Genomic DNA, 13,682 nt, shown 5'->3' on the forward strand with positions numbered 1-13,682 from the left:
ACCTCAGGGCTGCTGGCCGGTTGAGAAAGTACCGCTGTCCAGCATCGTCTCGACCATGTGCCTCCGTGCCCGTTCGATGCCCGTGGTGACGACGTCGTGGATCTCGGCCTCGTCGCCTCGGCGAATCGCCTCGACGAGCCGGCCGTGGTTCACGGCCGTGTAGGGCTTGCCCAGCTCCTTGCGAAGGTTCAGGAACCGTTCGATTTCCTCGTTGAGGGCCGTGATGGTCCGCGCGAGGATGGGCACCCGGGCCAACTCCGCGATGCGGACGTGCAGGTTTCGGTTCGCAGCGTTCCGGGCCGCACTGTCCGAACCGCTGTGCACCGTCGCCTGGCTCAGGGTTTCGAGCTCATCGAGTTCCTCGCTGCTGGCGCGCTTGGACGCGAGGACGGCCGCTTCCGGCTCGAGCAGCGCTCGCAACCGGTACGTGTCCTGTGTTTCGGTGAAGTCGACGTTCTTGACGAAGGTTCCTCGGCGGGGCACCACGACCACGAGGGACTCTCGCTCGAGAAGATTGATCGCCTGGCGTATCGGCGTTTTGCTCATGCCGTATGTATCGGCCAGCCAGGCGTCCACGATGACCTCGCCAGGGCGCAGGGTGCACTGAATGATGTCCCGTTTGATCGCCTCGTAAGCCCGATCGGCCATCGACTGCTGGCGCCCCATGCCGGTCTCCGTTTCGCTTCTTCTGGCTGTTGACTTCGCTAGGACCCTAGTCTAGCGTCTATCAGAAATATCACAGAAATATCACCGTGATTTTAGGTGGTTTCCCCACCGGTCGCCGGATTCCCGGCGGCGTCGGCCATCGAGGCGAGGCGAAGAGTATGACGACGACGTCAGACGATACGAATGCGAGCACACCGCTCAACCGGTTCTACCGGGCCCTGAGTGCGATCGAGAGAGCGGGCAATCGGTTGCCGCACCCGTTCTGGCTCTTCGTGATTCTCATTGCGGTCCTGGCCGTGGCGAGCGCCGTCCTGGCATCGATGAACGTGGAAGTCACTCTCCCGTCGTCGGGAAAGACCGCGGCGGTCAAGAACCTGCTCTCGGTCGAAGGTGCCCAGTACGCGATCAAGAACGCGTTGGACAATTACGCGACGTTCCCGCCTTTGGCGATGGTCGTGGTCGTCCTCCTGGGCGTGAGCGTGGCCGAACGCAGCGGCCTGCTCACCGCCCTCCTGCGATGTACCGTGGGTCGCCTCCCGAATCGGCTCCTGACCTTCGCTCTCGCCTTCAGCTCGATGACCGCGCACATCATGAGCGACTCCGCGTACTTGGTGATGATCCCCCTGGGGGCCCTGGCGTTCCGAGCCGCGGGGCGCAGCCCTGTCCTTGGCCTCATGGTCGCGTATGCGTCCACGGCCGTCGGGTTCAACGCGAGCCCGCTCGTGACCCCGCAGGACGCGATCCGCTCCTCCCTGTCCACCGCGGCCGCCCAGATCGTCGATCCGGACTACGTCATGACGCCGGTGGCGACCTGGTTCTTCACCGCGACCTCGTCGGTGGTCCTCTCGATAGCGATCGCCCTCGTCGTCGACCGCCTTCTCGCTCGACGCCCCGATTTTTCCTCGACACAGTTGGACGCCGACTTCGCGGTCGCCGACACCCTGTTCAATACGACGGGTCCCGACGATTCCGTCCCTCCCATGGGCGAGATCAAGCTCTCGACGACCGAACGACGAGCAACGCTGGCCTCGGGGATCGTGTTTGCGCTGTGCGTCGCCGTGATCATCCTGATGCTGCTCCCGGGTTCACCGTTCCGGGGCGAGAACGGCGGGCTGCTCGATTCGTACGTGGTCGAACACATCGCGATCTTCATCTCGATCGTCTTCGCCCTCATGGGCATCACCTACGGACGCATCACCGGAACCATCCCACACTTGGGCGACGTGCCGCCGGCCATGGCCGAGGGCATCCGGTCCCTGGCGCCCGTACTGGTCCTGTTCTTCGTGGTCGCCCAATTCCTCAGCTTCTTCACCTGGACCAACATCGGGTCCGTGATCAGCGTCAACGGCGCCGACCTGCTGCGGTCTCTCCAAGCGCCCCACCTGGTCATCCTCCTGACCATCACCCTCGCGATCTGCATCCTGAACATGCTGATCACGAGCGGATCGGCGATGTGGTCGATCCTGGCACCCGTGGTGGTCCCGCTGGTCATGTACGTGGGCATGACGCCCGAGGCGGCCACGGTCGCCTTCATGATCGGGGACTCGGTCACCAACTGTCTCACCCCGCTCAACGGCTACTTCGTGCTCGCCCTCGGCTTCGTCCAGCAATTCCGCAAGGGTGCCGGCATCGGGACCCAGCTGTCGTTCACGATCCCCATCGCGGGCGTCGTCCTTCTCGTGTGGGTCGGGCTCTTCGTCCTCTGGTACGTGCTGGGCATACCGCTGGGACCCGGAGTCCCCGTCCGCTGACCACTCCTTCGCCGCCGAAAGCGGCGAACCGTTTTTCGTTCTCCAACCGTTAGGAACTCTCATGGGAAAAATCGCAATCGTCGGCGCGGGCAACGTGGGTCAGGCCATAGCCGGCCACATGACGCTGAAAGGGCACAGCGTCCACGTCTTCTCGCGCTTCGAAAGTGACTACGCCGCGATCCAAGAACGCGGCGGCATCCGGCTCACCGGTGACATCGAGGGGGAAGCCGTACCCGACCTGCTGACCACCGATCTGGCGCGCGCCGTCGACGGCGTGGACGTGATCGTCGTGGCCGCTCCCGCGTTCGCCCACCCGTACCTGTCCGGGGAGCTTGCCGAAGTGATCGAGCCCGACCAGCTCGTGCTCTTCCAGCCGGCCGTTCTGGGCAGCGCCCTCGAACTCACGCGAAAGACGAAACTTGCCGGACGCGAACCGGGCGTGGTCGCCGAGACCTCGACCAGCCTGTACACCTGCAGGCTCCAGAGACCCGCCGAGGTGTATGTGGGTGCGGTCAAGAATGCCGTGCCCGTCTCGGCCATTCCCCAATCGGCGACCCCCACGGTGTTGGACCGCTTGGAGCCGTTCTTCGGTCAGCGATACGTCGACGGCGGGGACACGCTCAGGGTCGGCCTGACCAACATCAATCCCGTCTACCACGTGCCTCCGGCGATCCTGAACTTCAAGACCGTCGAGGAGGCCGAGCGACGTCCGCAGCACACGCTCGTCACCGACCGGATCGGGGAAGTGGTCAACGAACTCGACCAGGAACGGGTGTCCTTCGGCCGTGCACTGGGCGTCGAGCTGCCCACTTTCTGGGACTTCCTCGAAACGTCCTACGGCGTTCGTGAGGGCAGTTTCGTCGACCGCGTGGTCGCAGGGTACGGGCGTCAGGCCTTCCCGGAACCCGATTCCCTCACGCACCGGTACTTCACGGAGGACATCCCGTTCGGGCTCCTGACGTGGAGCACCATTGCCGAGCAGATCGGCGTCGCGATGCCCATCACGGATTCGTTCGTGACCATCAGCGGAGTGCTCTGCGGGCGCGAGTGGGCACGCGAGGGGCGCACGGCCGAATCCCTCGGGCTCGTCGGGGGCGACGCCGAGTCCATCAGGACGGCGTTCGTCTCGGGTGAGTTCCCGCGGTAGACGCCGAGCTTCCTACGCCTCGACCCGTTCTTCCGGCAGGGACGCCTCCGCGCGTTTCTCAGCCAGTTCCTTGCGGATCACCCAGGTCAGGGCCGCGGCCCACAGGGCGGCGATGGCCAGAAGGATGATCGCGCTGGCCGCGGCCGGAAGAACGGCGTCGACGGCGTCGATCGAAAGCAACGTGCGTGCGTTGGTGAAAATGATGAGCCCGCCGGCTCCCACCGCCAGAATTCGCGGGGCCATCAGCCGAACCAGCCAGGCGGCCACCGGGGCCGCGATGATTCCGCCGATCAGGAGCGCGAGAACGAAGGGGAGGTTGATGCCGGTGTGGCCCAGAGCCAGCAGGAATCCTGCCGAGGCGCCGAGGCTGACCACGAACTCCGAGGCATCGATCGACCCGACGACCTTGCGGGGGCGGATCCGCCCGGAGGCCAACAGAGTCGGCGTCCCCACGGGTCCCCATCCGCCTCCGCCGATCGCGTCCATGAAACCGGCCACCATCGCGAGCGGGACCAGCAGAAAGCCCGGGACCTTGCCGGAGAAACTGGGGCGTCGGTCCGGAAGGCGCAGGAACCGCCAGACCACGTAGATACCCAGGAGCAGCAGGAGAGCCGACATGACCGGTTCGGCGGCCTCCCCCGAGGCCGTGAGGACGTTCGCTCCGAGGAACGCGGCAATCCCGCCGGGGACCGCCATGAAACCGACGACCCTCCAGTCGATGTTGCCGAAGCGCCAGTGTGACGCACCCGAGGCGAGCGTCGTCCCGATTTCGGCCAGGTGCACGGTGGCAGAGACCGAGGCAGGGGCGAGGCCGGCGGTCAGCAACAACGTCGAGGACGTCACGCCATAGGCCATCCCCAACGAACCGTCCACGAGTTGCGCGGCCAGGCCGATCAGGCCCAAGAGGATCAACGTGCGCATGGTCGCTCCAGAGATCGAGGTACAAGATTTCGATCACTCTATGGAGGCGTCGCGCGGTTCCCCAAAGGATGCGTCGCGGCGTGTACGCAGGTGACACCGCGTTTCGAGGTGTGCTTTCGGAGGTTAGCGGGCCGTCATACAATCCGGCGGCTGCCCGTGGTGGGCTGCCGTGGTGTGCTGCCCGTGGCGCGAACCAGGGCGGCGTCAGTCGTTCCGGTCCAGCACCGTGCGGATGTATTCGGCGGTCGTATCCACGACGACGTCGGTCGCGTCCTTCACGACCTGCGGCGAGTAATCGAATGACGCCGAATGCTTCGCCCACGCGTGCATGGCCAGGTCGTTCCACGAGTCCCCGATGGAATAGGTCTCGTAGCGGTCACCGAGGTGCGCGTCGTCGAGCCACATCAGGCCCGTGCCTTTGGTGCAGTCGGGCGGCACGATGTCCAGGAAATCCTGGTTCCTGTGGCAGTCGACCTGGTTCGAGAAGTGCTCCTCGATCCAGGCCCGGGTCCGCTCCAAGGTCGTTTCGGCGCCCTCGATCCACAGCGGGATGCCGACGAACTCGTGCTCGGGAATCTCGCTCGGCTCCATCGGGCGGAAATAGGCGAGGATGGAACTGGCCTTCTCGCCCGTGGTCGAGGGAAACTGCACGTCGTCGGGCGCATCCAGGGTGGTCCCGTAGACCGCGATGCCATCCTGGTGTGTCAGGGTGCCGACGATCTCCCGGACGGTTTCATTGGGCAGGGTGTGGCTCATCAGCACGGTGAATTCTGAGTCCGTCACGGCACCACCGGTGTAGAGCACGTAATAGTCGAAACTCAGTCCCGTACCTTCCAGGGAATGCTTCGTCGCGGCAATGGACTTGCCGGTCGCGCATACTGCCAGGTTGCCCGCGGCCTGCCACTCGTGGATCGCATCGATGCTCTCCTGCTCGATCCTGCCGTCGAACACGAGCGTGCCGTCCAGGTCGAACGCCATGAGCTTCGGCGTCATGCGGGCTCCTTTGCGAAGTGATACGGGGAATGGCCTGGGGACAACTCTACGGGGCGATCGGGGTTCCACCGTGCGGCGGTGGGTCGGGCGGCCCGTCGTCAAAGTGTCATCGATCACTCCGGATCGATATGCTCGATCTGGATTCGAGTACGAACAGGCAAGGGACAAGGAGAAATAATGGGCAAGAACGAGGAGCGGACGGACATTCCGGGTCTGGCCGACGTGGAGGCCTACTACGAGGACCGGGGCAACGGTCATTTCCGTTCCTCGATCCACGCGCAAGGCGCCTGGAACGAGCGCGAGCAACACATGGGGCCCGCCTCGGGAATTCTCGCCCACTGCCTGGCGCAGCATGAACCTCGCGAGGACATGCGGATTGCGCGCATCAGTTTCGAGATTCTGGGGATGATTCCCGGCGGCGACTTCGAGGTCGTCACCTCCACGATTCGCCCGGGAAGGACCATCGAACTCATCCAGGCCGAGTTCGTGGCCGGTGGTCGGGTCGCGATCAGGGCTCAGGCCTGGCGGCTCATCACCTCCGACACCTCCTCGATCTCCGCGATCGAAGACCCTTCCATTCCACCCAGGGACGAGTGCGTCGTCTGGAACGGTTCGGACGTGTGGCCCGGCGGTTTCATCCGGTCCATCGACTCGGTCCACGCGTCCACGCACCGGCCGGGTCGCGGCACGGCGTGGATTCGGCCGACCGTTCCCCTGATCGACGGCGTCGACTCACCCGACTGGGTCCGACTCATCGGTGTCGCCGATGCCACCAACGGCATCGCGACCCGCGTGGCCCCCGGGCCGGACAGCTGGATCTTCCCGAACGTCGACCTGCAGATTCACATGTACCGGGAACCTGCGGGCGAATGGTTGGGGATCGACAATTCCGTGTCCTTCGGTGCCGACGGGATCGGCCTCACCTCCTCGATCTTCCATGACGAGGACGGCCCGTTCGGCCGCGCGGAACAGATCCTGACCCTTCGGAAGGGGCCGGGGCAGTCCTGACGCGGGTGGGGTCGCGCCCTTTATTCCCTGTCCTCAAAATCAATCTCCCTACGTCATCCGTGATGCAGAGGACGTAGCCGGGATCGGTCGTGGTTACGTGGATCCCCGCTAGAAGCGGGACCCGCCAGCCTGGGGTCTTTGTGCCGTGAATGGGGGCGAGCGAACATCCTCAACGCACCCGGATTATGAGTGGTGCTTCGACCAGTACATAAGAGCCAAACGTGCAGCTATGTATCCGTTGATGCCGTGTACACCGGGGCCCGGGGGCGTTGCTTGGGAACATACAAACCAGTTCTCGACAGGTAGGCTCCAGGGGCTGTGAGGCCAACGCGAGGTCAACATCTGCGACCCGCGTGTTGCGCCTGAGAAGATATCCCCACCACGAAAGTTCCTGTTGTGGTGCGCCATTCCGGAAGCGGTTGTCCCGCGGGCATCGATGACTGAATTCCCGAAACCAGGAGCGCGTAATTCGATTTCGTCGCGCAATGTGCTGACGGGGTCAACGTCAGAGTCTGAAGGCACATGCGAGTACGCCCATACAGTGTGTAAGCCTTCTGGTGCTCGCGTGCTGTCGAAGAGGCTGGGTTGGGACACCAGCGATACTGGGTGCCGTGGCATGACGCCGCGGGCCACGTCTCGTTCTGCGCGCACGATTTCGTTCCAGGTGCCCCCTAGGTGGATTGTGCCTGCACGCCCAGTTTCTGAGTTTTCCCAGGGTATAGGGCGGTCAGTCACGAAATCTGCCTTTGCGACGCCGGGACCGAACTGCCAGTTGTCCGAGGGAGCGCCTGCCGCTCGGTGAGCGGTTGGGATGTCAGTGTCCCAGAGGACGACGTCAGCCGTTGCCAGATCGTCGGGCAATTTGTCCGGGTTGACAGAAGAGTTGCACCGGACTTTGCCTCCATGCGCTTCGAGGACTCGCACAAGGTATTCCGCAATCCGACCGCTGCCTCCCACAACAACTGGCCAACCGACAGCCCATGCAAGTGCTCCCAGGGCTGTGCCAGTACCGAGGGACCAGGGGTGGTAGGGGCTTCTCATCGAGTGGGCGGCAACGCCCGCAAATTTTGCGAGTTTGGAATGCAATCGATCCAGAAACAATCCATCTCGTCGATTTCGTTCCCTGTGACATAACGGGTGTTCGAAGGCACTCGGTGGGAAAGCCATGGGGATGTCCTGCAACATCCCGAGTTGACGAAAGACCGGTGATACCCAAGCCATGGGATGCACCGCAGAGCAATGGTCGTGAATGGTTCCGAATGGCTCATTGATGTAGGACCGGAGCCCACCGCCCGGTTCCTCCTGCTCCTCCAGGACAGTGACGGAGAACCCGGCACGAGCAAGGTAAATGGCTCCTACCAGCCCGTTAGGCCCTGATCCGACGACGACGCCTTGAGGCATGCTTGTCCTCCCTCACCAGGAAATCCAGAAGCGCGTCTGCGCCGGTCGTTTGGAGTCGATATCCATGGTTGCCACCAGATGATGAGGCGGCCAGGAGGCCGCCGGCCCCCAATACCAGCTACTGGTTTATTGCCGGCTATCCGGCGGATTCTTGGTGAAATAAGAGGCCTTCCACCAGAACCATCCAGCTGCCACCGCAAGCAAAATGGTCACCAAGGCCATCATAAATTGGTGAGTGACGAACAGCAGTACGAGGCTCACCACAGCCATGACCGCGCACGCAACTGCCTTGATGGTCTCGATTCCTCTGCGGCTCATCAACACTCCTTGACTGATTCCGACGGCTGAAACGCCAGAAACCTTACAGCATGAGGTCTCGCGACATCGAGAGGATTACGCCATATTCTTTGCTCGGGGGCGGCCCGAGCGAGAAACGACGAAAGTTGTCGCTAAAAAGTCTTCATAGTTAGGTAAATTTTTCGGAAGCTATCAGCTGACTGTTGAAGGGTTCGGAGCTTGTCTGTAGCCTCTGGCAAGGTTGCTTATCTACGCGGCCGTATCGTGAATACTGACAACAATGCGCGCCGGAAGACGCGCAAAGAAGGAAGTGATCTAGATGCACGCAGTTCGTCACAAGAGCCAGGATTTGGACTCCGCCGTCGCTTCGGCCTTTGCCAATGTTGAGCAGGGTGTCGCACCGACTCAGGAAGGCATGCCCAGCATGTCCACGCCGACTGCTGTGACTGTTGCAACTACTCCGGAAGACGTCTCCGCAGTGGCTGCCACGGTCAGCGCCGCGACCTCCGTGGCCCAGCTCTCTGTTGCCACACAGAAGTAACCAGTCACAAATGAGGTGCCCCGTAAACGGGGCACCTCATTTTCTGTCAAAGAGGAGATCCACCGTGGAAGCCCGCAGACACTACTGTCGTCTTCGTCGAAGAGCTGCGATCGGTCAGCTCATTATGGCCGCTGAAAACTTCACGATGTGGAGCGAGTACGCTTCCGGAGGCTTGTTGTCAGGAAGTTTCAGGCATTCGTATCCTCATTGGGGCAAGCGCTTTCCCAGGTTGACGGCCGTCATAGATTCCTCCTGGTTCGCCAAGACCCTCGATGTCCTTAGTTTTTCTAGCGCCGCGGCAACGCTCACGATGGTGAAAACTCCGAGAATCGCGTTTGTCACCGCTGCGACCAACGCCGTGACGTACTCGTTGACTCGAATCCGCAATGGTTACGGCCGCGATGGCTCGGACGAGATGCAGGAATTGCTCGGATGGTACGATCTGCTGTCTCGAGCAGAAAAATCACAGCAGGATCGGTACGACGTATTCTTGCAGGGCGTCAATCTCCAAATGGCGATCTCGTACTGCGCTTCTGGACTCGTCAAGGCCACTTCAGAGCAGTGGAGACGCGGTACAGCCTTTGAAGACGTAATGCGGACCTCGATGTACGGGGATCCCTTGATTTCTCGCATCCTTGAAGCAGTTCCGGGCAGTAGCACGCTGATCTGCTGGCAGACGCTCTTGTGGGAGTCTTTGTATCCACTGAGCTACTTGCTGCCCTATAAAGCCTTCCTTGCCGTTATTGCAAGCACCGAAGTCTTCCACGGAGCCATCGGGCAGTTCATGGGCCTCCCGCGGTTCTTCTGGGCTTTCGGCGCTTCTCACGAAGCCGCCATCTACGCGAAGAAGAAGATGCTCAAAGGGGGGTCAGCATGAGTCGATCTGAGTCAACGCTCGCGGGAAGGTGGGCAAAATGGGCAGCAACAGGGCTAGTCGCGTTGCAAGCAGACCGCCTTTCTCGTGCCCATTTGACGCGAAAGGATGTGATGACTCGTTGCGGGCATCCGCCGGAACACCCCGACGATGAAGTTGATGCCCTGAGCTGGAGTGTCGAAGGGGCGAGTGGACTCATTCTGTTCGAGAGTGGTCTGGGTCTCCCGTACGAATGCTGGGACTGGATGCTCCAGCTGGCGCCCAAGAACCAGGATGTCTTGGTGTACAACAGATCCGGCATCAGTGGCACATCACGCGGAGTTGGAGAGGCGCAGTGTCAACAGCGAATCGCCGGGCTCATCAACCAGTACAGCGAACTGACGATCATCGCCCACTCCATCGGCTCATTGGTCGCCTGTGAGCTCCTCGCGAAAGGTCTTGTCGACGATAGGGTGCGGGTCAAGGTCTACTTGATCGATCCCACAGATGACGAGCTGATGGCCAGCTCCCAGTCAGATCGGCGTCTTCGACTCTTGGTGGCGCAGTCGTTCCAGGCCCAAATCCTGGGGAGTATATTGGGAACCAGCTATAGGGCAGGCATATTGGACAGTGACGTCAACTACCGGTCTTCTGTGGAGCGCAAGCTACTCCATGTGGAGTCCTCTCCCCGAACGGCCTTCGCGGGCCAGCGCGAGCACAAGCGCTTCGCAGACAATCCTCCACGGCTGGATTCCATCGCCGGCGTCGTAGAAGCCGTAATTTCAGCTGAGATCAACAGTGACCATAATGTTCAGCACCAGATTCGCCAGCGAAAACTTGCGGACAGGCTGTCGGCACGCCACGTTATCGTGTCCGGATCGAATCACTTTTCCCTGATCGGGACCGAGTCCTCATGTCATGAGGTTGCCGAAGCGATCTGGGGAAGGAGTAAATGCTAGTGAAAGACCTTGCTCGATCCGCAGCGGAAGTTTCCAAATCTCTCATCGTGGGTCATTGCCTTCTGACAACCGTGGGCAACCTTCCCGACCAGTATCTCCAGATCAACGAGAATCTCGCGCCCTGGGGATTGGATGTGCCCACTTGGAAGTTCTTCGGGCCCAATCCTGGAATCGAAAATACCTCGATCTTTGCCCGCCTTGCCGACGAATCATCCCCCATTGGACAGTGGACCAGAATCGACCGAGACCATCAGCGGCCGTGGCACGCCCTCCTTTGGAACCCAGGCAGCCGTCGTCCAAAAGTCGCTTTCGACGCGACACAACAAATTCGAAAGATGGCAGTGCAACTCAATGGTTCGGCGGCGATGATCGAGCATTCGGCTCCCTTCACTGTCCTCAAACGATTCGTTTTCTCGAAAATCTCGCCCGAAAACAGGGCACTTAAGCACCAGATTATGATTCTTGTCACGCGTCCAGGGCGTCACGATGATTACAGCTACCCAGCATATGTATCTACTCCCGTGAATCGGAGTTCGAACATCGAGGGCGCATCCACCCCGGGGGGAGAATAGGTATCAGCGGCCACATACCAGCCAAGGAAGGGGGTGAAAGACTATTCGGTGCTGTCTGTATCTGTGCGGGTTCCTTCGCCACGGCCCTGGTGCCTGTAGCCGTCAACAGAATTATCAGCGCGCTGGAGAAATCGGATCACCACTTTCGGACGCTGTTGCTCCAACTGATCATGACGGCACTCATCGGCGGCCTCTTCTATGCGGTCGGGACCATTCTGGTCACTGACAGCATAGAGCGAACCACCCGTCGGTTGAGAGGGCTGGCCATACGAGCGGGTCTCCGCCGGGACGAACCCTCCGCTGCCGAGGTGACGTCCGTCGTCCTGCAGGACGCACAGGTGGCCAAAGGGTGGTGGCTTGTCTTATGGATGTTCCTGCCCTCAACTCTTGTCACGATCGCTACCTCAGCGGTAGCCCTGCTCAGCACCGACGTGTACGCTGCTCTCGTCGTTTTCGGCACCTGCGGTTGTTTCGCAGTGCTGGCCATTGTCATCAACGTGCGTGTGGCCCATATGTCGGAAGACCTTCAAGCTCGGTACGCTGGTGCCCACTCGACGATCGGGGCCGTTCTGCGCGGACGAAGCGCCGTCGTGGGTTCATGGCTTCGCGACCGTTTGAATTCGATCACCGATGCTGAATTCCGCACAGTACAAGTCCGCTCCTTCAGGGTAAGTACCCTCGGACTGACGATCGTTCCGTTGACGTTCTTGCTGCAACCTGTGGCCGTATCACTGATTCTCACCGTGCGCGGAGACAGCATGCCGGCGGGGACGGTGGTCTCAACTATGTTGTACGCCGGGATGATAGCAAGCCCCGCCTCACAACTGGGATCCCAGTTGCCGCGCCTTGCCGAAGCCTCCGGCGCATTGCGCAGACTAAAGCGATTGGGGCGTCCCGAAACCAGTCAGGGTGCGACGTTGGGACTTTCCAGGAGCCAAGAGGATACCTCGTTGTCTTCACTGCCGGTCCACCAGCCAAAATCAGGAACCTTGTTTACGATGGCGGGAGACCTGGCTCGATCCTATCCGGAAGTACGTGTCCACAATATCGACGGGATCATCGTGATTTCGGGCCCTTCCGGGTGCGGCAAGAGCCGTGTACTTGCTCAGCTGAGTGCGGCGCTGGAAGATCGTGGATGGGGCAACCAGTCCACACTGGTGGACCAAGAGGTCAGCACATGGGGTCTTCCTATCCACGACTATCTGAGCACCTCCGAGCTCGGTCCGAGGGCGAGACGGCCCCGTTCTCTCGAAGCAGCTCTCGAAGCGGTGGACCTTCATGAGATAGCGCGTGACAGCACCCTCGGGACGAGAACTGCGCTGGAACTTTCAGTAGGTGAACGGAGACGGCTGGCTATCGCTCGATCCCTCCTACGAGCCGCACCCATCAGCATGTTCGATGAGCCCTTGGCCGGACTGGACAATGAACGACGGCACATGGTGATTTCGCGGCTCTGGGAACTGAGCCGGGAGAGCGCAGTCGTTGTATGCGGTCACGACGTCGGTCCTTGGACGGACACCCGCACCATTCCAAAGCCCTATCAACAGTCGAACCGGGAGAGCGGACCGTGCGCCGAACACTGACGATATTTCTTTACTTCGTTTACGGAATCATCGGGCTCTCGCTTCTGACGCTGGTGCTCTCGTGGATTCTGTTTTCGCAGTATTCGGATTTCTATATCAGCACCCACCAGGCTTCCTTCGTAGATCTCCCGGACGACCAGTTCCGGAAGAATACGGTGATCTTCATCCTGGCCCTGCGCGGCTTGTTTGCCTTGGGCTGGATCAGTTCACTGCTCTACACCCGCAAGCTGGTACAGGCCCACAACCGGCACCTGCTGGCGATCGTCACTGTCTACGCCGTCATCAGCTTTCTGGGTTACGGGCTTCTGGCCTGCCAGCCTGCTTTGCCATGGCAGACAATCATCCGATGTTTGCAAAGCGCGATTGGGGCCAGCATGATTGTCCTGATTTGTGTCCCGAATTGCCGGTCATCCATTAGGGACTACATCGGCGAGTATGAGTCAGTGTCCGGATGACTATGCGCCAGGGCCGGGTCAGCTGAGCACGCGAATGCCCTCGTCGGCGGTCCAGGTGACCTCGACGCCGTTGCTGAACTTCTGGTGGATCTTCCCGTCCGAGCCCTGGAACTCGTCCGTCGTCGGCTTGCCCCACCCCGATTCACGGCCGTTCTCGATCCAGGCACCGCCGATGGCGCCGGTCTCGATGATGGTGTGGGCGCCGTCGGACGGGGTCCACATCATGAGGTTCGACCGGCCGGAGGCGGTTCGGAACCACTGGTACGCGTACCCGTCCGCGCTGACCTCTTCGGACGTGGGGTAGCCGTAGGTGTTCTCGTACCCGCCGTCACGGAATTTGGCACCGATGGCGCCCGAGAAATTCACCGAGTGCGTGCCGGTGAACGGGGTCCAGTAGATGGTGTAGTTGTTGCTGAACTAATAGCTACCACCAAAGAACAACCGTACTTCCCTGCAATAGCAACGATGAGCACATTTTGGCTACCCCTAAAATATGCCCATTTACCCCTAGTAAGCGGGTCAACGTCTACGCATA

The 13,682-nt window shown here is 61.2% G+C and carries 15 protein-coding genes; 9 read left to right on the plus strand and 6 right to left on the minus strand.

Annotated features, from left to right (window positions below; translation table 11 throughout):
* Positions 1 to 3: 3 nt before the first annotated feature.
* Positions 4 to 666: a GntR family transcriptional regulator gene (locus EWU68_RS11350; RefSeq protein WP_129316244.1), complete on the minus strand. Its 663-nt coding sequence runs from the start codon at positions 664 to 666 to the stop codon at positions 4 to 6.
* Between the two features lie 158 nt (positions 667 to 824).
* Here EWU68_RS11350 and EWU68_RS11355 point away from each other — a divergent pair, with 158 nt between their 5' ends.
* Together EWU68_RS11355 and EWU68_RS11360 are read left to right on the plus strand one after the other, a co-directional pair.
* Positions 825 to 2,417 carry an AbgT family transporter gene (locus EWU68_RS11355; RefSeq protein WP_129316245.1) on the plus strand — a complete coding sequence of 531 codons (1,593 nt, stop codon included), beginning with the start codon at positions 825 to 827 and terminating at the stop codon, positions 2,415 to 2,417.
* A 61-nt stretch (positions 2,418 to 2,478) separates the two neighbouring features.
* Complete coding sequence (locus EWU68_RS11360) at positions 2,479 to 3,564, plus strand: NAD/NADP-dependent octopine/nopaline dehydrogenase family protein (protein WP_129316246.1); 1,086 nt, start codon at positions 2,479 to 2,481, stop codon at positions 3,562 to 3,564.
* 12 nt (positions 3,565 to 3,576) lie between these two features.
* Here EWU68_RS11360 and EWU68_RS11365 read toward each other — a convergent pair whose 3' ends face one another.
* Together EWU68_RS11365 and EWU68_RS11370 are read right to left on the minus strand one after the other, a co-directional pair.
* Positions 3,577 to 4,485 (minus strand): sulfite exporter TauE/SafE family protein, encoded by a 909-nt coding sequence (locus EWU68_RS11365; protein WP_129316247.1) that lies wholly within the window; start codon positions 4,483 to 4,485, stop codon positions 3,577 to 3,579.
* A gap of 204 nt (positions 4,486 to 4,689) precedes the next feature.
* Positions 4,690 to 5,478: an HAD-IIB family hydrolase gene (locus EWU68_RS11370; protein ID WP_129316248.1), complete on the minus strand. Its 789-nt coding sequence runs from the start codon at positions 5,476 to 5,478 to the stop codon at positions 4,690 to 4,692.
* 177 nt (positions 5,479 to 5,655) lie between these two features.
* Here EWU68_RS11370 and EWU68_RS11375 point away from each other — a divergent pair, with 177 nt between their 5' ends.
* Entirely contained in the window at positions 5,656 to 6,486 is an 831-nt protein-coding gene (locus EWU68_RS11375) for a thioesterase family protein (protein ID WP_129316249.1), read from the plus strand.
* A gap of 183 nt (positions 6,487 to 6,669) precedes the next feature.
* Here EWU68_RS11375 and EWU68_RS13550 read toward each other — a convergent pair whose 3' ends face one another.
* Together EWU68_RS13550 and EWU68_RS11385 are read right to left on the minus strand one after the other, a co-directional pair.
* A complete protein-coding gene (locus tag EWU68_RS13550) occupies positions 6,670 to 7,887 on the minus strand; it encodes a phytoene desaturase family protein (RefSeq protein WP_129316250.1) in 1,218 nt (405 codons plus the stop codon).
* 126 nt (positions 7,888 to 8,013) lie between these two features.
* Positions 8,014 to 8,205: a hypothetical protein gene (locus EWU68_RS11385; protein WP_129316251.1), complete on the minus strand. Its 192-nt coding sequence runs from the start codon at positions 8,203 to 8,205 to the stop codon at positions 8,014 to 8,016.
* A gap of 298 nt (positions 8,206 to 8,503) precedes the next feature.
* Between EWU68_RS11385 and EWU68_RS11390 the strand changes: the two genes are divergently transcribed.
* From EWU68_RS11390 to EWU68_RS11415, 6 genes are all read left to right on the plus strand, one after another.
* Positions 8,504 to 8,725 carry a hypothetical protein gene (locus EWU68_RS11390; protein ID WP_129316252.1) on the plus strand — a complete coding sequence of 74 codons (222 nt, stop codon included), beginning with the start codon at positions 8,504 to 8,506 and terminating at the stop codon, positions 8,723 to 8,725.
* Between the two features lie 64 nt (positions 8,726 to 8,789).
* On the plus strand, positions 8,790 to 9,602 hold the full coding sequence (locus tag EWU68_RS11395; RefSeq protein ID WP_129316253.1) for a hypothetical protein: 813 nt from the start codon (positions 8,790 to 8,792) through the stop codon (positions 9,600 to 9,602).
* Positions 9,599 to 10,537: an alpha/beta fold hydrolase gene (locus EWU68_RS11400; protein ID WP_129316254.1), complete on the plus strand. Its 939-nt coding sequence runs from the start codon at positions 9,599 to 9,601 to the stop codon at positions 10,535 to 10,537. The genes EWU68_RS11395 and EWU68_RS11400 overlap by 4 nt, the downstream gene beginning before the upstream one ends.
* A complete protein-coding gene (locus EWU68_RS11405) occupies positions 10,537 to 11,109 on the plus strand; it encodes a hypothetical protein (protein ID WP_156265487.1) in 573 nt (190 codons plus the stop codon). Before EWU68_RS11400 ends, EWU68_RS11405 begins: the two co-directional genes overlap by 1 nt.
* A gap of 14 nt (positions 11,110 to 11,123) precedes the next feature.
* Positions 11,124 to 12,692, plus strand: coding sequence for an ATP-binding cassette domain-containing protein (locus EWU68_RS11410; RefSeq protein WP_338049682.1), 1,569 nt, complete (start codon positions 11,124 to 11,126; stop codon positions 12,690 to 12,692).
* Positions 12,677 to 13,147 carry a hypothetical protein gene (locus EWU68_RS11415; protein WP_129316257.1) on the plus strand — a complete coding sequence of 157 codons (471 nt, stop codon included), beginning with the start codon at positions 12,677 to 12,679 and terminating at the stop codon, positions 13,145 to 13,147. The genes EWU68_RS11410 and EWU68_RS11415 overlap by 16 nt, the downstream gene beginning before the upstream one ends.
* An 18-nt stretch (positions 13,148 to 13,165) precedes the next feature.
* Here EWU68_RS11415 and EWU68_RS11420 read toward each other — a convergent pair whose 3' ends face one another.
* A complete protein-coding gene (locus EWU68_RS11420) occupies positions 13,166 to 13,546 on the minus strand; it encodes an LGFP repeat-containing protein (RefSeq protein WP_129316258.1) in 381 nt (126 codons plus the stop codon).
* Positions 13,547 to 13,682 lie beyond the last annotated feature (136 nt).

This window comes from Rothia koreensis (assembly GCF_004136575.1).
In the GTDB taxonomy this organism is placed as follows: domain Bacteria; phylum Actinomycetota; class Actinomycetes; order Actinomycetales; family Micrococcaceae; genus Rothia; species Rothia koreensis.